Raw genomic sequence first — 20677 nt, forward strand, 5'->3', positions numbered from 1 at the left:
AGGAAATCCTCCCTTATAAAATAGTTGTATATTATACCCAAATAATTTAAATAAGAGATTAAGATGCTCTATTTAAAGAAAGTTTACTATAAATTTAGATAAAATAACAGCTTAATTATTGTCTAAAAAATTTTAAGGATAAAATATGAGTAAAATTACAGGTAAAGTTTGGAACTTTGGAGCAAATATTGATACAGATGTTATTATAGCTGCAAGATATTTAAATAGTTCAGATCCAGTTCACTTAGCAAAATATGTTATGGAAGATGCAGATCCTGATTTTCCAAAAAAATTACAAAAAGGTGATATTATCGTTGCTGGTGAGAATTTCGGATGTGGTTCAAGTAGAGAACATGCTCCAATCGCACTAAAAGCAGCTGGTGTTGCAGCTGTTGTAGCTCCGTCGTTTGCTAGAATTTTTTATAGAAATGCATTTAATATGGGACTTCCTATATTTGAACTACCTGAAAGTTTAGAGATAAAAGAGGGTGAAGAGATTAGTATTGATTTAGATAATGGAGAAATTACAAACAATACAACAAATAAAACTTACAAATTTATACCAATTCCTCCATTTATGCAAGAGTTAATCTCAAGTGGTGGACTTATAAACTATGCAATTGATGAAATGAAAAAGGCAAACTAATGAAAAACTACAATTTATCAGTAATAAAAGGTGACGGAATTGGTCCAGAGATTGTAACAGAAGCTATAAAAGTTCTTGATGCAGTTTCAAAAAAATGTGATTTTACTCTATCATATAAAGAGTATTTAATGGGTGGAATTGCTATTGATACAGTTGGTATTCCACTTCCTCAAGAGACAGTTGATGGAGTACTAGCAAGTGATGCTTGTCTGTTTGGTGCAATTGGTGGAGAAAAGTGGGATACACTTCCAAGAGATTTAAGACCTGAAACAGGACTTTTAAAGTTTAGAGAGGCTATGGGAGTTTTTGCAAACCTTAGACCTGCTATTGTTTATGATGAGCTTGTAAATGCATCAACTTTAAAACCAGAAGTTATCAAAGGTTGTGATATTATGGTTGTTCGAGAGTTAATTGGTGGAATTTATTTTGGAAAACCACGAGAGAATGATGGATTTAAAGCATTTAATACAATGGTATATACAAAACCAGAGATTGAAAGAATTTCAAAAGTTGCTTTTGAATTAGCAATGAAAAGAGATAAAAGAGTTTGCTCTGTTGATAAAGCAAATGTTTTAGAAGTTTCACAACTTTGGAGAGATACAGTAAATGAAGTTGCAAAATCTTATCCAGAAGTTGAAGTTTCACATATGTATGTTGATAATGCTGCGATGCAATTAGTAAGAAACCCAAAACAGTTTGATGTTATTGTTACTGGAAATATTTTTGGTGATATTTTAAGTGATACTGCTTCTATGGTTGTTGGTTCTATTGGATTATTACCAAGTGCAAGTACAGGTGAAAAAACTGCAATTTATGAACCAATTCACGGATCTGCACCTGATATTGCAGGACTTGGAATTGCAAACCCAATAGCTACAATTTTAAGTGCTGCTATGATGCTAAGATATACTTTAAATGAAGAAAAAGCAGCAGACATTATAGAAAAAGCTATAAAAGATGCACTAAAAGATGGATATAGAACGAAAGATTTAGCAGCATTTGATGCAAAAGAGGTTTTAAATTGTGTTGCTATTGGTGATAAAATAGTAGAGTATATCAATAAATAAGGTTTGAAAATGAGTGAAAAAAAGTTTAGATTAGTAACACGAAGTGATATGGATGGGCTTGTTTGTGGAACACTTTTAAAATATTTAGGAATTATAGATGAGATTACATTTGTGCATCCAAAAGATATGCAAGATGGAAAAATTGCTATAACGCAAAATGATATTACAACGAATCTTCCTTATGTAAAAGGAGTAAATCTAGCTTTTGATCACCATTTTAGTGAAACTTTAAGAAATGAAAAATTTGATAACCATATAATTGATCCAAATGCAGCAAGTGCAGCACAAGTTGTATATGATTACTATGGAGGAAAAGAGAAATTTCCTTCAAATTTTGATGATATGATGTATTGGGCAAACAAAGCTGATAGTGCAGATTTTACAATAGATGATATTTTAGAGCCAAAAGGTTGGGCATTGCTTAGCTTTTTAATGGATAGTAGAACTGGACTTGGAAGATTTAGAGATTTTAGAATTTCAAACTATGCACTAATGATGGATTTAATTGATTATTGTGCAAACCATAATATTGAAGATATTTTAAAACTACCAGATATTAAAGAGAGAGTTGATTTATACTTTAAATATGAAAAAGAGTTTAAAGAACAACTTTATAGATGTACAACAGTTCATAAAAATCTATTAATTATTGATTATAAGGATGAAGAGATTATTTATCCTGGAAATAGATTTTTGGTTTATGCACTAAATCCTGAACAAAATATCTCAATCCATGCTGTTTGGGGTAAAGATAAACAAAATATAGTATTTAGTACAGGAAAATCAATTATTAATAAAAGTTCAAAAACAAATGTTGGAGAACTAATGCTTAAATATGGTGGAGGTGGTCATATGGCTGCTGGTGGATGCCAAATAGATATTGATAAAGCCAATATTGTTTTAGAAGAGTTAATTAAAAAAATAAATCAAGATGGATAGTTTTTAAGAGTTAAAAAGATTAAAATCTCTTTTTTAACTCTACTATAAAATCTTCAAAAGAGGGCAAGTTTAAATTTGCATCTCTTTGTTTTACTCCCCACATAGATTCAGGAAAATAGCTATCATTTTTAAATCTTGCCATTATATGAAAATGAACTTGTACTACATAGTTACCAAATGAGGCAATATTTATTTTATCAGGATTATAAAACTCTAGCATAGTTTTTTCAATAATCTCTAAAAATTTAAGAATCTCCATTTTCTCTTCAAAATTACAATCTGAAAACTCTTTTGCACTTCTATTTAAAAAGATTTTTAGCCAAGGAATTTCACTTTTTTCTATTTCAATTCTTATTAATTTATTTTTAAAAATTTCCATTTTTATTCTCCACTATAATATTTATAATAGTACTATAAAGTATATAAAAGAAATTATAAGACTTTCAACAAAGATTAAGCAAATCTTAAATATAATCCAATTCCATTTTTCAACCAATAGAAGAAGTTTTTATAAAATAGATTTGATATTTTATAAAGAGTTGGTAAAAGCTTAAAAATAAAATTACTATTTTTTAAGGCTTTTTCCTGTTGTAAAGTGGAAACTAAACACAAATGATAAGAAGGACGAGACTTATGAAAGTAAGAGCTTCAGTTAAAAAAATGTGTGATAAATGTAAAGTTATCAAAAGAAGAGGTATCGTAAGAGTAATCTGCGAAAACAAAAAACATAAACAAAGACAAGGATAAGACACATGGCAAGAATCGCGGGTGTTGATTTACCAAATAAAAAAAGAATGGAGTATGCTTTAACATACATCTTTGGAATTGGATTACATAATTCAAGATTGATTTTAAATGCAACTGGAATTGATTTAAATAAAAGAGCATTTGAATTAACAGAAGACGAAGCTGCTTTAATCAGAAAAGAAATCCAAGAGAACTATATGGTTGAGGGTGATCTTAGAAAAAAAGTTGCAATGGATATTAAAGCTTTAATGGATTTAGGTTCATATAGAGGTTTAAGACATAGAAAAGGTTTACCTTGTAGAGGGCAAAAGACTAAAACTAATGCACGAACAAGAAAAGGTAAAAAGAAAACTATCGGTGCAGCGACTAAATAAGGATAGATGATGGCAAAAAGAAAAGTTACTAGAAAAAAAATTGTAAGAAAAAATATTGCTGATGGAATCATCCATATTGCTGCAAGTTTTAACAATACGTTAGTTACAGTTACAGATAATGCAGGAAATGTTATTGCATGGTCAAGTGCTGGAAACTTAGGGTTTAAAGGTTCTAAAAAATCAACTCCATTTGCTGCTCAAGCTGCAGTTGAAGATGCTATGACAAAAGCAATGGAACATGGTATTAAAAATGTAGGAATTAAAATTCAAGGTCCTGGTTCTGGAAGAGATACTGCTGTTAAATCAGTTGGTGCTATAAACGGAGTTAGAGTTACTTGGTTAAAAGATGTTACACCATTACCACATAATGGTTGTAGACCTCCTAAAAGAAGAAGAGTGTAAGGAGTAAATAATGGCAAGATATAGAGGACCAGTAGAAAAAATCGAAAGAAGACTTGAAGCAGATCTTGGACTTAAAGGTGAGAGAAGACTATCAGGTAAAAGTGCTTTAGAAAAAAGACCATTTGCTCCAGGACAGCATGGACAAAGAAGAGCTAAAATCTCTGAGTATGGTTTACAATTAAGAGAAAAACAAAAAGTTAAATTTATGTATGGTGTTTCTGAAAAACAATTCTCTAACTACTTCAAAGAAGCAGTAAGAAGAGAAGGAAATACAGGAGCTATTCTTATTTCATTAATTGAACAAAGATTAGATAATGTTGTTTATAGAATGGGATTTGCTACAACAAGAGCATTCGCTAGACAAATTACAACACATGGTCACATTTTAGTTGATGGTAAAAAAGTTGATATTCCTTCATACTTGGTAAAAGCTGGACAAAAAATTGAGATTAAAGAGAAATCTAAAAATAATCCTCAAATTAAAAGAGCTATTGAATTAACAAATCAAACTGGAATGGTTGATTGGGTTAATGTTGATAAAGATAAAGTATTTGGAATTTTCACAAGAATACCTGCTAGAGAAGAAGTAGTTATCCCTGTTGAAGAGAGATTAATCGTAGAGTTATATTCTAAATAATAAATAAAAGGTAGCTAATGAAAAAATTTGCAGAAACTCCATTTTTACCAACTGAAGTTGAGATAGAAGCTATCAGCGAAAATGAGGCTAAAATATCAGCATATCCATTTGAGGATGGTTTTGCAATTACTTTAGCACACCCTTTAAGAAGACTTCTTTTAAGCTCATCTGTTGGATATGCTCCAATAGCTGTGAAAATAGAGGGTGCTACTCATGAGTTTGACTCATTAAGGGGTATGTTAGAAGATGTAGCTATTTTTGTTATTAATTTAAAAAACATCAAGTTTAAAATTAATGGTGATAAAAAACAAGTTGTTGTTGAATATACATTTAATGGACCAAGAGATATTAAGGGTGAAGATTTAATTAACTCTGAAGTTGATGTTGTTTCAAAAGATGCACACTTAGCAACAATTAATAGCGATTGTAACTTAACATTCTCTGTTATTATTCAAAAAGGTATAGGTTATATGCCTTCTGAAGATATTAGAGATATTGTTGGGCCTGATTATATACCAATTGATGCATTCTTTACACCTGTTAAAAAAGTTGTTTACGATATTGAAAAAATGTTAGTTGAAGATAATCCTAACTTTGAAAGAGCTGTATTTAGAGTATTAACAAATGGACAAATTACTCCAATAGCTGCATTTAAAGAAGCAGTTTCTGTTATGTATTCTCAAATGTCAGTATTTAACAAAGTATTTGATTTATCAGAGGTAACTGTAAGCGATTCAGGTGATGAGTCTGTTGAGATTAAAGAGTTAGTTCAAAGAATTGAAGAACTAAATTTAAGTGCTAGAAGTTTCAACTCTTTAGATAGAGCTGGACTTAAATATTTAGGTGAACTAGTACTTATGAGTGAAGTTGAAGTTAAAAATATTAAAAATCTAGGTAAAAAATCTTATGATGAAATAGCTGAAAAGTTAGAGTCGTTAGGTTATCCAGTTGAAAATACACTTCCAGAGAATGTTGCTTCTGTATTAAGAAGAAAATTAGAGCAACTTAAAGCATAAATTAAGGGTTTAATATGAGACATAAGCACGGATATAGAAAGTTAAATAGAACTTCTGCTCATAGAAAAGCATTGTTAAAAAACTTAGCAATTGCTATTATTGAAAGAGAGAAAATCGAAACAACTGTTCCAAAAGCAAAAGAGTTAAAAAGATATATAGAAAAATTAGTAACATCTGCAAGAAATGCTGATTTAAATACACATAGATATGTATTTGCTGCATTACAATGTAAAGAAGCTACTAAAAAATTAATAAATGAAATTGCACCAAAATACGAAGGTAGAAATGGTGGATATACTTCAATTATTAAAACTAGAATTAGAAAAGGTGATGCTACTCCAATGGCATTTATCTCTTTCATCTAATCTTCAAGGGATAGGAAACTATCCCTTTTTTATTCCTAAAAAATATATAATAATTTCTTAAAAAAATTTAAACAAGAGATCTACTCACCCTTTTTTTAAACAAGTTTTTGATATAATCAGCCGTTTATTACACCTACAAAACATAGGAGAACTAATTTATGACTCTAAAAGAAGCACTAAAATTAAATAGTGAAGATATACAAAAATTAAGAGAAGATTTAAAAATAAAAATTAAAAATAGCGATATTGGTGCTTATATTGAGCAATTAGAAAATAAAGATATAAATAGTTTTGGAAATGGTATTCCAATAGCTATAAAAAATAATATAAATGTAAAGGGCTGGGAATTAACTTGTTCTAGTAGTATTTTAAAGGGATATATTGCACCTTTTAATGCAACTGTTATAGAAAAATTACAAAAAGCAGGTTTAAGTCCTTTGGGGCTTACAAATATGGATGAGTTTGCTATGGGAAGCAGTACAGAAAGCTCTACACATGGAAAAACTCTAAACCCAGTTGATAATAGTAGAATTCCAGGTGGAAGTAGTGGAGGAAGTGCAGCAGCAGTGGCTGCTGGTCTAGCTATTGCAGCACTTGGAACTGATACAGGTGGAAGTATTAGACAACCTGCTGCTTATTGTGGTTGTGTTGGAATGAAGCCAACTTATGGAAGAGTAAGTAGATATGGAATAGCAGCTTACTCATCTTCACTTGACCAATGTGGTCCAATAACTCAAAATGTTGAAGATGCAGCAATTTTATATGATATTTTAGCTGGATACGATGAAAAAGATTCTACAAGTGCAAATATTGATTATGCAAAAGTAGTTCCAAATTTAAGTAGTGATAAGAAATTTACAATAGCTGTAATAGATAATTTTGTTGAACAAGCTTCTGATGATATAAAAGATGCTTTTAATAAAACTGTAAAACTACTTGAAGAGCAAGGACATAAAATTGTTCATACAAATATGATTGATTCAAATAAAATAATTTCAACATATTATATTATATCTGCAGCAGAAGCAAGTGCAAACTTGGCTAGATACGATGGTGTTAGATATGGATTTAGAGCAAATAGTTCAGGACTAAAAGATATGTATGTAGATACAAAAACAGAAGGTTTTGGATATGAAGTTAAAAAAAGAATTATGGTTGGTTCTTTTGTTTTAAGTTCTGGATATTATGATGCTTATTATACAAAAGCACAAAAAGTTAGAAGTATTATAAAAACTGAATTTGATACTATTTTTGAAAATGCTGATTTGATTTTAAGTCCAGTTGCTCCAACAACTGCTCCAAAATTTGGTTCATACTCTAGTGCTTTAGAGATGTATTTAGCAGATTTATATACAATTTCAGTAAATCTTGCAGGTCTTCCAGCTATTTCTTTACCTGTTGCAAAAGATAAAAATGGACTTCCTATAGGACTTCAATTAATTGCAAATAGTTTTGAAGAGCAAACTTTATTTGATGGTGCTTTATCTATGGAAAAAGCTGTAAATTATAAGAAATAATATAAATAGGATAAAAGATATGAGAATAAGAAAAAGAGCTTTAACTTTTGAAGATGTGTTGCTAGTTCCTGCAAAATCAGAGATTTTACCAAAAGAGGTTTGTACAAAAACAAAACTTACTAAAAATATTGAATTAAATGTTCCTTTTGTAAGTGCTGCTATGGATACTGTAACTGAATATCAAGCTGCAATTGCAATGGCTAGACTTGGTGGTATTGGAATAATTCACAAAAATATGGATATAGATTCACAAGTTTTACAATGTCAAAAAGTAAAAAAATCAGAATCTGGAATGATAATTGATCCAATTACTATAAAACCAGATCAAACTTTACAAGATGCTGAAGATATTATGGCTACATATAAAATATCAGGTGTGCCTGTTGTTGATGATAGTGGAATTTTAGTTGGTATTTTAACAAATAGAGATATGAGATTTACAAAAGATTATAGATTTAAAGCAATTGAAAAAATGACAAAAATGCCATTGGTTACTGCAAAAGAGGGTACAACTTTGGATGAAGCTGCCGAAATTATGCACCAAAATAAAATAGAAAAACTTCCAATAGTTGATGATAATAATAAACTAATAGGGCTTATTACAATAAAAGATATAAATAAAAAAAGAGAGTATCCAAATGCTTGTAAAGATGAGTTTGGAAGATTAAGAGTGGGTGCTGCTATTGGTGTAAATCAACTAGATCGTGCTAGAGCTTTGGTTGCTGTTGGAGTTGATGTACTTGTACTTGACTCAGCTCATGGACACTCAAAAGGTATTTTAGATACTGTAAAAGCTATAAAAAAAGAGCTAAAAGTTGAACTTATTGCTGGAAATGTTGCAACTGCTGAAGCTACAAGAGATTTAATTGCTTGTGGAGCTGATGGTGTTAAAGTTGGAATTGGACCTGGAAGTATCTGTACAACAAGAATTGTTGCAGGTGTTGGAGTTCCACAAATGAGTGCTATTGATGAGTGTGCCATTGAAGCTAAAAAAACGGGAACTCCTATTATTGCTGATGGTGGAATTAAGTATTCTGGTGATGTTGCAAAAGCTTTAGCTGTGGGTGCAAGTTGTGTTATGATGGGGAGTGCATTAGCTGGAACAGATGAGTGTCCAGGTGAAGTAATACTTTATCAAGGAAGAAAGTTCAAATCATACAGAGGAATGGGAAGTATTGGAGCTATGACGAAAGGAAGTACAGATAGATATTTCCAAGAAGGAACAGCTGCTGATAAACTTGTACCTGAGGGAATTGAAGGAAGAGTTGCATATAGAGGAAGTATTGCTGATATTATTCATCAAATGGTTGGAGGATTAAGAAGCTCTATGGGATATTTAGGAAGTAAAGATATAGCAACTTTCCAAGAAACAGCAGAGTTTGTAGAAATAACTAGTGCTGGATTAAAAGAGTCTCATGTTCACGATGTAACAATTACAAACGAAGCACCAAATTATCATATATAGTTAAAAAATGGAATTTTCCATTTTTTAACACTTTAACAATTTTTTAAATCTTCACAAAATCACCTTTATAAAAATTAAATTTTTTAAAAATAAATTTTTTTTAAGAAAGAATTATAATAAATTTTAATAAAATAATTATTATTTTTTTAAAATGGAGATTACAAATATGACAATAGGGAGAAAATTTACCTTAACAAATGTTATTGTAACAGTCGTTGTATTAATTATTGGTTTTTTAGTATTAACTAAATATAAAAATGATTTAAGAGATGAGATTTATAATGATGTTATAGTTAATATGAACTCTTTAAGTGAGCTTAGAATTGGTTCAAAACTTGATGTTGGAATTTCAAATGCAACTTCAATAGCAAATGATTCAAATCTTCAAGAGGCATTAAGCTCTAAAAATAGAGAATTAGCAATGAAAACTATTAGTAGTTTGAGTTCTAAAATGAAAGAGCAAACTCCATTTAAAAATATCCAAATTCATATTCACACAGCAAATAATCACTCTTTTTTGAGATCTTGGAAACCAAGTGATTTTGGTGACGATTTAAGTTCATTTAGAGCAAGTGTTGTAAAAGTAAATAGTGATAAAAAAGCTATAAATGGTTTTGAGATTGGAAATGATGGTTTGAGTTTAAGAGCAGTTGTTCCTATTTTTAAAGATAAAAATCATGTAGGATCGCTTGAATTTATGCAGGGAATAAACTCTGTTGCTAGTGATTTTGATAAAGAAAAAAGAGCATTTCTACTTTTGATGGATACAAGTTTAGCAACTTCTAAAATCAAAGAAGAGGATAAATTAAATAATTATTTAATCTCTCAAAAATTTAGAAATGATGCTTTTATGGAAGATGTAAAAACTATAGATTTTTCTAAACTTTTAAATGATAAATTCTTAATTTCAAAAAATTATTTTTATACATATATAGATGTTAAAGATTTTACTGGAAAAAATTTAGGTATAGCTTTGCTTGCTGAACCAATACAAAATGTTGAAGCTTCTATTGCACAAGCTTCAAATATTATCTATGCAGCTTTAATTATTTTGACTTTAGCTCTACTATTTACAATGCTAAATACTCTATTTACAATGAAAAAAAGTATTTTAAGTCCAATTTTAAATCTTAAAAATACAATAGATGAAATAACAAAAAGTTCTTCAGAAGCAACAAGAATAAAAGTTACTTCAAATGATGAAATAGGGGATGTTGTAACTAGTTTTAATAATTACTTAGATTCAATAGAAAAAGGCTTAATCGAAGATCAAAAAGTAATAGATGAAGCAAAAAATATTATTGAAAAAGTAAATGCTGGATTATTTAATGATAGTATAAAAGGTAAAGCACATTCAGATAGAGTAAACTCTTTAGTTGTTGAGATAAATAATATGATTGCAAAAACTCAAGGAAATTTAACTTTAGTTAGTGAATCTTTGGTTGCTTTATCTCAAGCAAAATTTGATTATAAAGTTCCTACTATTACAAATGTAACTGGTCTTATAGGCTCTTTATTAAGTGGAATTAGAGTTACACAATCAAGTATAAATGAGATTATGTGTTTAATTGATAAATCTACTATTGATTTGACAACAAGCTCAAAAGAGTTGGCTATTGCTTCAAGAAGCTTAAGTGAATCTTCAAACATTCAAGCAGCGAGCCTTGAAGAGACTGCAGCTGCAATTGAGCAAATTAGTTCAACAATAAGTAGAAGTAGTCATAATGCTTCAAATATGGCAAAATATGCACAAAATGTTACAAAATCTACAAATTTAGGAATAGATTTAGCAAGACAAACTGAAAAATCTATGGATGAGATTAATAAAGAAGTTCTACAAATAAATGAAGCTATTTCTATTATTGATAATATTGCATTTCAGACAAATATTCTTTCTTTAAATGCTGCTGTTGAAGCAGCAACAGCTGGAGAAGCAGGAAAAGGATTTGCAGTGGTTGCTCAAGAAGTAAGAAATCTTGCAACAAGAAGTGCAGATGCAGCAAATGAGATTAAAAAAATAGTTGAAATTGCTACACAAAAAGCAAAAGATGGAAAAACAATAACTTCAAATATGATAGATGGCTTTAATGAATTAAAAGCAAATATAGATACAACAATTGGATTAATTGATGATGTTGCAACAGCAAGTAAAGAGCAACAACAAGCTATGAGTCAAATAAATGATACAGTAAATAGTCTTGACCAAGCTACACAAAAAAATGCAATTTTGGCTACAACAATTAATGATATGGCAGCAAAAACATCACAATTAGCAGTAAATTTAGATGAAACTATTCATCAAACAAGCTTTGATAAAGAAGCACATAAAAGAATTTGTGATGGAAGTATGATTATTGAAATAAATAGATTAAAATCAGACCATATAAATTTCAAAAATTATAATTTTGCAGCTTGTAAAGAGGGACATATTTGTACAGTTGCAAGTTCAAAAGAGTGTAATTTAGGAAAGTGGTTAAATGAAAACTCAAATAAAGAATTTGCAAAAACAAAAGAGTGGAAGGACTTAATAACTTCTCATGATTTAGTTCATAAATTAGTTCAAGATACAATAGTTTTATACTCAGAAGCAAGACCAAATAAAGATATATTTAGTGTTACAAATGAGATTGAAAAACATACTGATATTGTATTTACAATGTTAAATAGAATAAGAGAAATAAACTGCCAAAAACTACAAGACTAAACCATAGAATTTTTCTATGGTTAAGTTACATAAAATAAAAAAAAGAGTAAAATCGTTCCCGATTTTTTTGTATGACACAAAAAATATTAACTTCAAAGGAGCGTTTAGCATGAATAATCAAATTAAAGTCGCGATTGTTGGATACGGAAATTTAGGAAGAGGTGTTGAGCTTTCTATTTCAAAAAATCCTGATATGAGTTTGGTGGCGGTTTTTTCAAGAAGAGACCCTCAAAGTGTAACTACTATAAACACTCCAGTTTATTCAATAAATAATATTTTAGAATTTAAAGATAAAATTGATGTTCTAATTCTTTGTGGTGGATCAAAAGATGATTTACCTATTCAAGGACCACAATTTGTTGAACATTTTAATATAGTTGATAGTTATGATAATCATGCACAGATTCCAGAGTATTTTGCAAGTGTTGATAAAGTAGCACAAAAAAATAACAAAATCGGAATGATTTCTATTGGTTGGGATCCTGGAATGTTTTCTATAAATAGATTGTTTGGAGAAGCACTTTTACCAGATGGTGATACATATACTTTTTGGGGAAAAGGTTTAAGTCAAGGACACTCTGATGCAATTAGAAGAGTTGAAGGTGTAAAGGCAGGAGTTCAATATACAATTCCATCGCAAAAAGCAATAGAAGAAGTTAGAAGTGGAAGCAGACCAAATTTAACTACAAAAGATAAACATAAAAGAGAGTGTTTTGTAGTTTTAAAAGATGGAGCTGATGCTAAAAAAGTAGAAAATGAGATTAAAACTATGCCAAATTATTTTGAACCTTATGAAACTACTGTAAATTTTATTAGTCAAGATGAGTTTGATAAAAACCACAATACAATGCCTCACGGTGGATTTGTAATAAGAAGTGGAGTAAGTAGTAAAGGAGTTAATCAAGTAGTTGAGTACTCTTTAAAACTAGATAGTAATCCAGAGTTTACAGCTAGTGTTTTAGTTGCTTATGCAAGAGCTACATATAAAATGGCTTTAAAAGGTGATTTTGGAGCAAAAACAGCATTTGATGTTGCACCAAATTTACTATCTCCTAAAACTCCATTAGAATTAATAACTGAAATTTTATAATAAATTTGCCCTCTTGGGCATATTTATTCTTATTTGATAAATTTTTTCCATATTTTATTAATTATTAAGAACTATTTCACAATAATTACATAATTTTTTTAAGGTGTGTACATTGAGAGTAAAAAATCAAAACTATTTTTTAAATATTGATATTAGAAATTTTTTTATAGAGTGGATATTCTTAATATTTTTTCTTATATCTTTATCTATTTTTGTTTCATATTTGGTATTTTTTCAATATGAAGAGATTGTACAAAATGAGGAAGAAAGACTCTCTACACAAACTAGAATAGTAAATAATAGAATATCTGATGAGATAAATTCAGTTTATAAAGCTCTTTTATCTATTAGAAATAGTATTGAAGAATTTAATATGGAAAATAATAAAGATAAAAATCATATGGAAGAGCATATAAAAATGTTTATAGATGTAATTCCAACTATTAGATCTTTTTTGATATTAAATAAAGAAGCAACTGTAATATCTTCAAATAAACATGAACTTATAGGGCTGAATTACTCACATAGAGAGTATTATATAAATGCCAAAACTAATTCATCAAGAGAAAAATTATATATTAGTTCTCCATACAAATCGACTATGGGTGTTTGGACTATAAATTTATCTATTATATTAAGTGATGAAAAAGGAAATTTTAATGGAATGATTTTAGCTGTTTTTGAGCCATTAAAATTGATGAAAATTTTAGAATCAATATTTTATGCAAATGATATGAGAAGTACTATTATTCATGGAGATGGAACAGTATTTTTAGTAGCTCCTTTTAATAAAGAACTTCTAGGTAAAAATTTGGATGATGGAGATTCATATTTTTATAAGCATAGATTAGGAAATAAGCTATTTAGTGTATATAGTGGTAAGTCATATCTTTCAAATGATGAAAGATTGGTATCTTTTTATACTTTAAGACCAGAAGAAATAGATATTGATACACCTTTATATATAACAGTTAGTAGAGATATAGATATTTTATATACAAACATTAAAAAAGAGATTTTTGTAGTTTTAGCTCTACTTTTAATTTTGATTTTAAGCTCTGTAATAGGGCTTTACTTATTACAAAAAAGAAGATATTTGCTAAGACAACAAGAGGTAGAACAAGAAAAAGAGAAGAGAAAAATACTTGAAAGTTATGCATATATAGATAGTTTAACTCAAATAGCAAATAGAAGATATTTTGAGCAATTTATGGATAAAGAGTGGAGGTATTGTTTAAGAAATAAAAAATATCTTAGTATTGTACTAATAGATATTGATAATTTTAAATTATACAACGATAAATATGGGCATCAAGCTGGTGATGAGTGTTTGAAAAAAGTAGCTAGAGTTTTAGATGACAATTTGAATAGATCTCACGATTTTGTTGCAAGATATGGAGGAGAAGAGTTTATTTGTATTTTACCAAATACTAAAATTGATGATGCCAAATTAATTTGTGAGAAATTAAGATTAGAAGTTGAACAACTTGGAATTTTACATGAAGACTCAAAGCCTTTAAATGTTGTAACTGTTAGTATAGGTCTTTCTTGTGATATTCCAAATGAAAATTTAGAGATAAAAGATTTGATAAAAAAAGCTGATAATTCACTATATATTTCTAAAAAAAGTGGTAGAAATAAAGTAAGTTTAGAGAATTAATTTAATAAAAATATTTGTAGTTTTAAGTAAGCAAAATTGCTTACTTAGTCTCTATTTAAAATCTCACAAACCTCTTTTGCATGGTATGAGATTATAATATTTGCACCAGCTCTTTTAAAAGCTATCATTGTCTCCATTACAACTCTTTCATAATCTATTAATCCAGCAAGTCCAGCATGTTTTACCATAGCATACTCACCACTTACATTATAAACACAAAGTGGCAATTTTGTCTCATTTCTAATATCTCTTACAATATCCAAAAATGCTAAGGCTGGTTTTACCATTAAAATATCAGCTCCCTCTTTTTCATCTTCAATAGATTCATTTATAGCTTCAAGTCTATTTGCAACATCCATTTGATATGTTCTTCTATCCCCAAAACTTGGAGTTGATTCAGCCACATCTCTAAAAGGTCCATAATATCCACTAGCAAACTTTGTAGAGTATGCCATTATTGGAAGATTTTCAAAACCGTTTTCATCTAAAGTATTTCTTAGAGTTTTTATAATTCCGTCCATCATTCCGCTTGGTGCTATCATATCTGCACCTGCTCTTGCTTGAACCAAAGCTTGTTGGCTAGAAATCTCCAGAGTCTTGTCATTGTGAACACTTTGTGTTTTAGGATCTAGTATTCCACAATGCCCGTGGTCTGTATATTCACAAAAACATAAATCAGTTACTATAAACATATTTGGAAATTTCTCTTTAATAGCTCTAATTGTTCTTGCAATTATGCTCTCATCACATAAACACTCGCTTCCAACAGAGTCTTTTAAGTCTGGAATTGCAAAAAGTATAATAGAGTTAAGTCCAATTTTTTGCAAATATTCACACTCTTTTAAAATCTCATCAATACTCATTTGAAATACACCTGGCATAGATGAAACTTCTACTTTTATACCACTTCCTTCTTTTACAAATAGTGGATATATAAAATCATTTTTACTTAATGTTGTCTCTTGAACTAAATTTCTTAAAGTTTCATTTAATCTTAATCTTCTAAATCGCTTAAACATAATATTTACCTCTTTTGGTTATAATCTTGCGATTTTAACAAGTTAAGGTTTAAAGTAACAAATGAATATAATTAAATCAAATTTAGCAAACCTGCCTACAAAACACGGAAATTTTAAAATAAAAGCGTATAAACAAGATAATCAAGAGCATTTAGCACTATTAAGTGAAAACTTCTCTAGTGAAGATGTTGTAAATCTTAGAATTCATTCAGAGTGCCTAACTGGTGATGTTTTTGGGAGTATAAAGTGTGATTGTCAAAAGCAACTAGAACTTGCTATTAGCTATATTGCAAAGCAGGGTGGAATGATAATCTATCATAGACAAGAGGGGCGAAATATCGGGCTTTTAAACAAGGTAAATGCTTATAGTTTGCAAGATAGTGGAAAAGATACAATTGAAGCAAATTTGGCACTTGGATTTAAAGAAGATGAGAGAGAATATAGCATAGTTGAGTATATTTTAAAAGATTTAAATATAAAAAAGATAAATATTCTTACAAATAACCCTGCAAAACTGGAGTTTTTGGAGAGTTTGGATATAGAAATAGTTGAGCGAATTCCTACAATAGTAGAGCCAAACTGCTATAATAAAGAGTATTTAAAAACAAAAAAAGAGAAAATGGGACACTTAATTTGAGCCTAAAAAACCTAATAAATAGTCAAAATATAAAACTAGAAGATAGCTTTTATGAAGATATAGAAGTATTTATTGAACTTTTAAAAAAGTGGGGAAAAGTTCACAATCTTAGTGGAAGATTAGATGAAACTTCTATATATGAAAATATTTTAGACTCTTTATATCCACTTTTATTTATAGAAAAGTTTGAGAGTTTTGCAGATATAGGAACTGGTGCTGGGTATCCAGGGCTTATTTTAGCACTTGCACAAAAAGAGAAAAAAGCATATTTAATAGAGCCAAGAGCAAAAAGAGTGGCTTTTTTAAACTTTGTAAAGGCAAGTTTGGGTTTAAAAAATCTTACAATCTTGCAAAAAAGAGCCGAAAATGTGGAAGATTTAAAGGTGGATTTAATCACAAGTAGAGCTGTAACAAATACAAAATTGCTACTAGATATTACAAAAAATATGCAAAAACCTATCACTTCATATCTTTTTTATAAAGGAAGTATGCTAGAAAATGAGCTTCTTGAAGCAAAATTAAACAACTATAAAATAGTTTCAAAAGATGAGCGAAACTATTTATATATAAAAGGAAAAGAATGTTGTTAAAAGTTATTTCAGTTATATTAATTGGATTTATTATATATTTAATATTTTTTAAAAACAAAAGAGTTGATGGCACGAAAAAAAATGATAAATTAATCTCAGATGAAATGGTAGAGTGTCCAGCATGTGGCACTTTTGTATCTCAAAGTGAAGCAATAGTAAGTAGTGGAAAGTTTTTTTGCTCAAAAGATTGTTTAAATAAAAAAAAGGTTTAAAATGAAGATTATAGGAGATAAAATAGTACCTTTTGAAGAGTTTTTCAAAGTTTCAAACATAGAAGAGATAAAAAATACAAAACCAAACTCTTTAATATTTTTTAAGTTTGATGAAGAGCTTTTAAAATATGCTTTTTCTCAAAATTTAAGTTTTTTTGTAAGAATATCTTCAGTAAAAGAGGCTATTTATGGGAACTCTTTGGGTGCAAAATATTTAGTTTGCGAAAAAGATTTAGCAAAAAAGATACAAAAAATTGCAGAAAACTATATGTTTGACTCAAAGGTTTTAGCTATCATAAAAAGTAGCGATGAGTTCGAAAATATAGCACTTTATGAGATAGATGGTGTTATTTATGAAGAAATTATATAAAGGAAGATTTTGAAAGAGATATTGGATACCGTAGTTGTAATTTTGTTTGTATTTATGGTTGCTATGTTTATTATAAATTTCAACCGACAACAGATAAAAAAACATACAGATAAATTAGAAGAGATAGAAAAAAATCAAAATAAGGAAAAAAACGATGCTTAAACCACTTTTAATAGAAATAGGAACAGAAGAGCTTCCTGCTATTCCATTTTTGCAAGAGTTAGGAAATATTGAGAAAAAATGGAGTAATATTTTAGAAAAAAATAGGCTTTTATGCAATTTTGAGTTTTTTTATACTCCAAGAAGAATGGTTTTTTGGCATAGAGAGTTTGCAGTTAAACAAGAAGATAGTGTTGAGGAAAATATTGGAGCACCAAAAAGTATAGCTTTTAAAGATGGCTCATTTACTCAAGCTGCTATTGGTTTTGCAAAAAAATGTGGAGTCGAAGTAGATGAACTAGAGTTTAAAGATTTTGGAAAAGGTGAAGTTTTATACCATAAAAAACAGATTTCAGGAGTTGCTTCAAAAGAGCTTTTGAACTCTATGGTAAATGAGTTTATCTCATCTTTAAATTTTGGGAAGTCTATGAGATGGGCAAGTAGAAGTGATAGTTTTATAAGACCAATTCGATTTTTATCTATTATGCAAGGAGATGAAATAATTGATGGAGAGCTTTTTGGAGTGAAATCTTCAAATCTATCTTTTGGGCATAGAATGGACTCTTATGAGCCATTTTCTTTTTCAGATTGTGGAGATTATTTTTGTAAACTTGATAAATATGGTGTGGTTCTTTATCAAGATGAAAGAAGAGAGAGAGTTTTAAAACAAATTCGTGATATAGAAAATAAACATAATGTAAAAGTGGAGCTAGATATGGCACTGCTAGATGAAGTTGTGGCAATTACAGAGTATCCAACTGCACTTTTTGGAAAGTTTGATGAGGAGTTTTTGGAGCTTCCAAGTGAAGTAATAGTTACTTCAATGAAAGAAAATCAAAGATATTTTGCTGTTTATAAAGACGATAAGCTAATAAATAACTTTGTAGTAGTTTCAAATGCTTTGACAGATGATTTTGGTTATATAATATCTGGAAATGAGAAAGTTTTAAGACCAAGACTAGCAGATGCCATGTTCTTTTATAAAAACGATATAAAAAATGGTTTAAAAAATGATGGCTTAAAAAATCTTCTTTTTGTTGAAGGATTAGGAACAGTTTATGATAAATGCGAAAGAGAAGCAAAAATTGCTTCATATTTAGCTCAAAAATTGGATTTAAAAGAAGTTGAACTTCTAAATGAAGCTGTAATGTTAAGTAAAGCTGATTTGATGAGTGAAATGGTTTATGAGTTTACAGAACTTCAAGGGCTTATGGGGTATTACTACTCAAAAATAGAAAATTATGATGAAAAAATAAGCATTGCACTAAAAGAGCAATACTTACCAAGTGGAGAAAATAGCGAACTTCCAAGTAATATTTTCTCAAGTATTGTTGCACTATCAAATAAGCTAGATAATCTAATGGCACTTTTTAGTGCAGGAAAAATTCCAACAGGTTCGAAAGACCCATTTGCTCTTAGAAGAGCTGCTTTTGGGGTTGTAAAAATTGCAATTGAGCATAAATTAAATATTGATTATAAAGAGATTTTCGCTGAACTTCAAAACTTGTATAAAAATCTTGATTTAAAGGTTTTAAATGAGTTTTTTGAAGAGAGATTTTATAAAATTTTTGATGTAAATCCAACTGTTTTAAAAGCTGTTTTAGCTAGTGGGGAGTCAAATATTTATAAAATTTCACAAAAAGTTGAAGCTTTAAATCCAATAGTTGAAAGTGATAGCTTCAAAGAGTATAGTGCAACATTTAAAAGAGTTGCAAATATTGTAAAAGATGTTGATTTGAATGCTTCTTTAGAGCTGAAAGAGAACTTATTTGAACAAGATGAAGAGAAAAATCTATATAATGGTTTTGTAGAAATTCTTAATAAAAAATTCCAAACTTATGAAGAAGAGCTTGAAGCTCTATTTTCTTTAAAAACAAAACTAGATGAGTTTTTTGAGAAAGTTTTTGTAAATCACGAAGATGAAAAAATCAAAACAAATAGAAAAAATTTAATAGCAAAAGTATATTTAGGATTTAAAAATATAGCTGATATTAAAGAAATCACAATCTAGTCTAATTACTAGATTGTTAAATACTCTTTTAAAATCCCATCTAGCCTATCTTTTAGGCTTTTTGGAGATATGATTTTCATGTATGGAATCCAGTATTTAACAGTGTTTAAAACTTCATCTTCAAAGCTAGTTTCTGTAGATATTATAAAGCTATTTTCTAGTTCTTGGATAAGCTTGAAGTTTTTAAAAACCTCTTTTCTATAAAAATAATCTTTTGCACTGTTTAAAATTTCAATTTGAACTTCTATTTTACTTTTTGATATAAAATTATCACTACTATTTAAATCTTCAAGTAGTTTTTTTAGTGGCTTGAATTTATCTTCCATTAACTCTAAATTATCTATTTTTGAAAAAGCATAAGTTTTAAGTATTTGTGAGCCATCATCACAAGCTAGATACCAAATATTGTTTATATTTTGTAGCTTATAAGGGCTTACAGTTTTCTCTTTATCTTTGTAAATAAATTGTAGCTTTTGATTATTAGCAATTGCATTACTAATGATTATAAAATTTTCAGTCTTTGACTCAATATTTTCAAAGCCACTATTTTTTATCTCAAAAGTCTTTATACGATGATTTAAAATATCTTTTATAAACTCATTTGATAAGTTAGGAAATATTGACTTAACTCCACTTAATAGTGCAAAGTTTCTAATATCCTCAAAACTAACCTTTCCTATATAATTCTCATCAAGATAGAGTCTTCAATTACTATCTTTTAAAATATCAAGATATTGAAGTCTTTCTTTTATATCTCTATAGATAGTTCTTGGAGATGTATTAAACTCCTCTGCTAACTCTTTAACACTTGCTCTTTCTCCTGAAAAAAGTTTTGTAAGAATTATTCCTATTCTGTTTGCTAGTTTATCGTAATCCAAAAATTTCCCCTAAAAAAATGATATTTTAGTATATCTTATTTACTTTTAAATATATTTGACATGGAATGACCCCAAGACTGTAGACACTTTTTTAATCAGTTAACACCTTAGGTTTAGTAACATTATCATTGTATCTTTTCTCAAATTCATTTGGACTTATAAAATCTAAAAA

Annotated in this window: 24 protein-coding genes and 1 pseudogene; 20 read left to right on the forward strand and 5 right to left on the reverse strand. The window is 28.9% G+C overall.

Annotation, left to right across the window (positions count from 1 at the left end; translation table 11 throughout):
- Positions 1–145 precede the first annotated feature (145 nt).
- The 3 genes from IQC44_RS10085 to IQC44_RS10095 are packed head-to-tail and all read left to right on the forward strand — an operon-like array spanning position 146 to position 2652.
- Positions 146–646: a 3-isopropylmalate dehydratase small subunit gene (locus IQC44_RS10085; protein ID WP_198306241.1), complete on the forward strand. Its 501-nt coding sequence runs from the start codon at positions 146–148 to the stop codon at positions 644–646.
- Entirely contained in the window at positions 646–1713 is a 1068-nt protein-coding gene (leuB, locus tag IQC44_RS10090) for a 3-isopropylmalate dehydrogenase (protein ID WP_198306242.1), read from the forward strand. The genes IQC44_RS10085 and leuB overlap by 1 nt, the downstream gene beginning before the upstream one ends.
- A gap of 9 nt (positions 1714–1722) precedes the next feature.
- Positions 1723–2652, forward strand: a complete 930-nt coding sequence (locus IQC44_RS10095; RefSeq protein WP_198306243.1) for an exopolyphosphatase — start codon at positions 1723–1725, stop codon at positions 2650–2652.
- 19 nt (positions 2653–2671) lie between these two features.
- Here IQC44_RS10095 and IQC44_RS10100 read toward each other — a convergent pair whose 3' ends face one another.
- Positions 2672–3031, reverse strand: coding sequence for an HIT family protein (locus tag IQC44_RS10100; RefSeq protein WP_198306244.1), 360 nt, complete (start codon positions 3029–3031; stop codon positions 2672–2674).
- A gap of 254 nt (positions 3032–3285) precedes the next feature.
- Here IQC44_RS10100 and rpmJ point away from each other — a divergent pair, with 254 nt between their 5' ends.
- From rpmJ to IQC44_RS10155, 11 genes are all read left to right on the forward strand, one after another.
- Positions 3286–3399, forward strand: coding sequence for a 50S ribosomal protein L36 (gene rpmJ, locus IQC44_RS10105; protein ID WP_004509205.1), 114 nt, complete (start codon positions 3286–3288; stop codon positions 3397–3399).
- A 5-nt stretch (positions 3400–3404) separates the two neighbouring features.
- Entirely contained in the window at positions 3405–3773 is a 369-nt protein-coding gene (gene rpsM / locus IQC44_RS10110) for a 30S ribosomal protein S13 (protein ID WP_198306245.1), read from the forward strand.
- Positions 3774–3782: 9 nt separating this feature from the next.
- Positions 3783–4175, forward strand: coding sequence for a 30S ribosomal protein S11 (gene rpsK, locus IQC44_RS10115; RefSeq protein WP_198306246.1), 393 nt, complete (start codon positions 3783–3785; stop codon positions 4173–4175).
- A gap of 10 nt (positions 4176–4185) precedes the next feature.
- Positions 4186–4812, forward strand: a complete 627-nt coding sequence (gene rpsD, locus IQC44_RS10120; RefSeq protein WP_198306247.1) for a 30S ribosomal protein S4 — start codon at positions 4186–4188, stop codon at positions 4810–4812.
- 17 nt (positions 4813–4829) lie between these two features.
- Positions 4830–5828 (forward strand): DNA-directed RNA polymerase subunit alpha, encoded by a 999-nt coding sequence (locus IQC44_RS10125; protein WP_198306248.1) that lies wholly within the window; start codon positions 4830–4832, stop codon positions 5826–5828.
- Positions 5829–5842: 14 nt separating this feature from the next.
- Positions 5843–6193: a 50S ribosomal protein L17 gene (gene rplQ / locus IQC44_RS10130; protein ID WP_198306249.1), complete on the forward strand. Its 351-nt coding sequence runs from the start codon at positions 5843–5845 to the stop codon at positions 6191–6193.
- Between the two features lie 158 nt (positions 6194–6351).
- Positions 6352–7710 (forward strand): Asp-tRNA(Asn)/Glu-tRNA(Gln) amidotransferase subunit GatA, encoded by a 1359-nt coding sequence (gatA, locus tag IQC44_RS10135; RefSeq protein ID WP_198306250.1) that lies wholly within the window; start codon positions 6352–6354, stop codon positions 7708–7710.
- Between the two features lie 19 nt (positions 7711–7729).
- Entirely contained in the window at positions 7730–9175 is a 1446-nt protein-coding gene (guaB, locus tag IQC44_RS10140; RefSeq protein ID WP_198306251.1) for an IMP dehydrogenase, read from the forward strand.
- 166 nt (positions 9176–9341) lie between these two features.
- Complete coding sequence (locus IQC44_RS10145; protein WP_228286324.1) at positions 9342–11879, forward strand: methyl-accepting chemotaxis protein; 2538 nt, start codon at positions 9342–9344, stop codon at positions 11877–11879.
- 109 nt (positions 11880–11988) lie between these two features.
- Positions 11989–12969 carry a diaminopimelate dehydrogenase gene (locus IQC44_RS10150; protein ID WP_198306252.1) on the forward strand — a complete coding sequence of 327 codons (981 nt, stop codon included), beginning with the start codon at positions 11989–11991 and terminating at the stop codon, positions 12967–12969.
- 112 nt (positions 12970–13081) lie between these two features.
- A complete protein-coding gene (locus tag IQC44_RS10155; protein WP_198306253.1) occupies positions 13082–14629 on the forward strand; it encodes a sensor domain-containing diguanylate cyclase in 1548 nt (515 codons plus the stop codon).
- 44 nt (positions 14630–14673) lie between these two features.
- Here the strand turns inward: IQC44_RS10155 and hemB are convergent, their stop codons facing one another.
- Positions 14674–15648: a porphobilinogen synthase gene (hemB, locus tag IQC44_RS10160; protein ID WP_198306254.1), complete on the reverse strand. Its 975-nt coding sequence runs from the start codon at positions 15646–15648 to the stop codon at positions 14674–14676.
- 61 nt (positions 15649–15709) lie between these two features.
- On the opposite strand from hemB, the gene ribA reads away from it, so the two are divergent.
- Genes ribA through glyS form a run of 6 tightly spaced genes read left to right on the forward strand, consistent with a single transcriptional unit; the run spans position 15710 to position 19627 of the window.
- A complete protein-coding gene (ribA, locus tag IQC44_RS10165) occupies positions 15710–16285 on the forward strand; it encodes a GTP cyclohydrolase II (RefSeq protein WP_198306255.1) in 576 nt (191 codons plus the stop codon).
- A complete protein-coding gene (gene rsmG, locus IQC44_RS10170; RefSeq protein ID WP_198306256.1) occupies positions 16282–16875 on the forward strand; it encodes a 16S rRNA (guanine(527)-N(7))-methyltransferase RsmG in 594 nt (197 codons plus the stop codon). Before ribA ends, rsmG begins: the two co-directional genes overlap by 4 nt.
- On the forward strand, positions 16866–17087 hold the full coding sequence (locus tag IQC44_RS10175) for a PP0621 family protein (protein ID WP_198306257.1): 222 nt from the start codon (positions 16866–16868) through the stop codon (positions 17085–17087). The genes rsmG and IQC44_RS10175 overlap by 10 nt, the downstream gene beginning before the upstream one ends.
- Before the next feature lies 1 nt (position 17088).
- Positions 17089–17457: a hypothetical protein gene (locus tag IQC44_RS10180; RefSeq protein ID WP_198306258.1), complete on the forward strand. Its 369-nt coding sequence runs from the start codon at positions 17089–17091 to the stop codon at positions 17455–17457.
- 9 nt (positions 17458–17466) lie between these two features.
- Positions 17467–17619 carry a hypothetical protein gene (locus tag IQC44_RS10185; RefSeq protein WP_198306259.1) on the forward strand — a complete coding sequence of 51 codons (153 nt, stop codon included), beginning with the start codon at positions 17467–17469 and terminating at the stop codon, positions 17617–17619.
- Positions 17612–19627: a glycine--tRNA ligase subunit beta gene (glyS, locus tag IQC44_RS10190; protein ID WP_198306260.1), complete on the forward strand. Its 2016-nt coding sequence runs from the start codon at positions 17612–17614 to the stop codon at positions 19625–19627. The genes IQC44_RS10185 and glyS overlap by 8 nt, the downstream gene beginning before the upstream one ends.
- Before the next feature lie 8 nt (positions 19628–19635).
- Here glyS and IQC44_RS11835 read toward each other — a convergent pair whose 3' ends face one another.
- The 3 genes and pseudogenes from IQC44_RS11835 to IQC44_RS10200 all read right to left on the reverse strand — a co-directional run bounded on the left by IQC44_RS11835 (position 19636) and on the right by IQC44_RS10200 (position 20505).
- Positions 19636–19953 (reverse strand): WYL domain-containing protein, encoded by a 318-nt coding sequence (locus IQC44_RS11835; RefSeq protein ID WP_476726923.1) that lies wholly within the window; start codon positions 19951–19953, stop codon positions 19636–19638.
- Between the two features lie 15 nt (positions 19954–19968).
- Positions 19969–20307, reverse strand: a pseudogene (locus IQC44_RS11840) (WYL domain-containing protein); the annotation flags it as partial.
- Between the two features lie 24 nt (positions 20308–20331).
- Positions 20332–20505 carry an HTH domain-containing protein gene (locus IQC44_RS10200; protein WP_198306261.1) on the reverse strand — a complete coding sequence of 58 codons (174 nt, stop codon included), beginning with the start codon at positions 20503–20505 and terminating at the stop codon, positions 20332–20334.
- Positions 20506–20677: the final 172 nt, after the last annotated feature.

It is taken from the genome of Arcobacter vandammei, assembly GCF_016106035.1.
GTDB classification, from domain to species: domain Bacteria; phylum Campylobacterota; class Campylobacteria; order Campylobacterales; family Arcobacteraceae; genus Aliarcobacter; species Aliarcobacter vandammei.

Bases quoted from the DNA above. Each gene is read 5' to 3' on its own strand.
- IQC44_RS10175 (WP_198306257.1), top strand. From the start codon at position 16,866: ATGTTGTTAAAAGTTATTTCAGTTATATTAATTGGATTTATTATATAT.
- rplQ (WP_198306249.1), top strand. From the start codon at position 5,843: ATGAGACATAAGCACGGATATAGAAAGTTAAATAGAACTTCTGCTCAT.
- ribA (WP_198306255.1), top strand. From the start codon at position 15,710: ATGAATATAATTAAATCAAATTTAGCAAACCTGCCTACAAAACACGGA.
- IQC44_RS10095 (WP_198306243.1), top strand. From the start codon at position 1,723: ATGAGTGAAAAAAAGTTTAGATTAGTAACACGAAGTGATATGGATGGG.
- gatA (WP_198306250.1), top strand. From the start codon at position 6,352: ATGACTCTAAAAGAAGCACTAAAATTAAATAGTGAAGATATACAAAAA.
- IQC44_RS11835 (WP_476726923.1), bottom strand. From the start codon at position 19,953: ATGGAAGATAAATTCAAGCCACTAAAAAAACTACTTGAAGATTTAAAT.
- glyS (WP_198306260.1), top strand. From the start codon at position 17,612: ATGCTTAAACCACTTTTAATAGAAATAGGAACAGAAGAGCTTCCTGCT.
- IQC44_RS10085 (WP_198306241.1), top strand. From the start codon at position 146: ATGAGTAAAATTACAGGTAAAGTTTGGAACTTTGGAGCAAATATTGAT.
- rpsM (WP_198306245.1), top strand. From the start codon at position 3,405: ATGGCAAGAATCGCGGGTGTTGATTTACCAAATAAAAAAAGAATGGAG.
- IQC44_RS10180 (WP_198306258.1), top strand. From the start codon at position 17,089: ATGAAGATTATAGGAGATAAAATAGTACCTTTTGAAGAGTTTTTCAAA.
- leuB (WP_198306242.1), top strand. From the start codon at position 646: ATGAAAAACTACAATTTATCAGTAATAAAAGGTGACGGAATTGGTCCA.
- rpmJ (WP_004509205.1), top strand. From the start codon at position 3,286: ATGAAAGTAAGAGCTTCAGTTAAAAAAATGTGTGATAAATGTAAAGTT.
- IQC44_RS10150 (WP_198306252.1), top strand. From the start codon at position 11,989: ATGAATAATCAAATTAAAGTCGCGATTGTTGGATACGGAAATTTAGGA.
- rpsD (WP_198306247.1), top strand. From the start codon at position 4,186: ATGGCAAGATATAGAGGACCAGTAGAAAAAATCGAAAGAAGACTTGAA.
- hemB (WP_198306254.1), bottom strand. From the start codon at position 15,648: ATGTTTAAGCGATTTAGAAGATTAAGATTAAATGAAACTTTAAGAAAT.
- rpsK (WP_198306246.1), top strand. From the start codon at position 3,783: ATGGCAAAAAGAAAAGTTACTAGAAAAAAAATTGTAAGAAAAAATATT.
- IQC44_RS10100 (WP_198306244.1), bottom strand. From the start codon at position 3,031: ATGGAAATTTTTAAAAATAAATTAATAAGAATTGAAATAGAAAAAAGT.
- guaB (WP_198306251.1), top strand. From the start codon at position 7,730: ATGAGAATAAGAAAAAGAGCTTTAACTTTTGAAGATGTGTTGCTAGTT.
- IQC44_RS10145 (WP_228286324.1), top strand. From the start codon at position 9,342: ATGACAATAGGGAGAAAATTTACCTTAACAAATGTTATTGTAACAGTC.
- IQC44_RS10125 (WP_198306248.1), top strand. From the start codon at position 4,830: ATGAAAAAATTTGCAGAAACTCCATTTTTACCAACTGAAGTTGAGATA.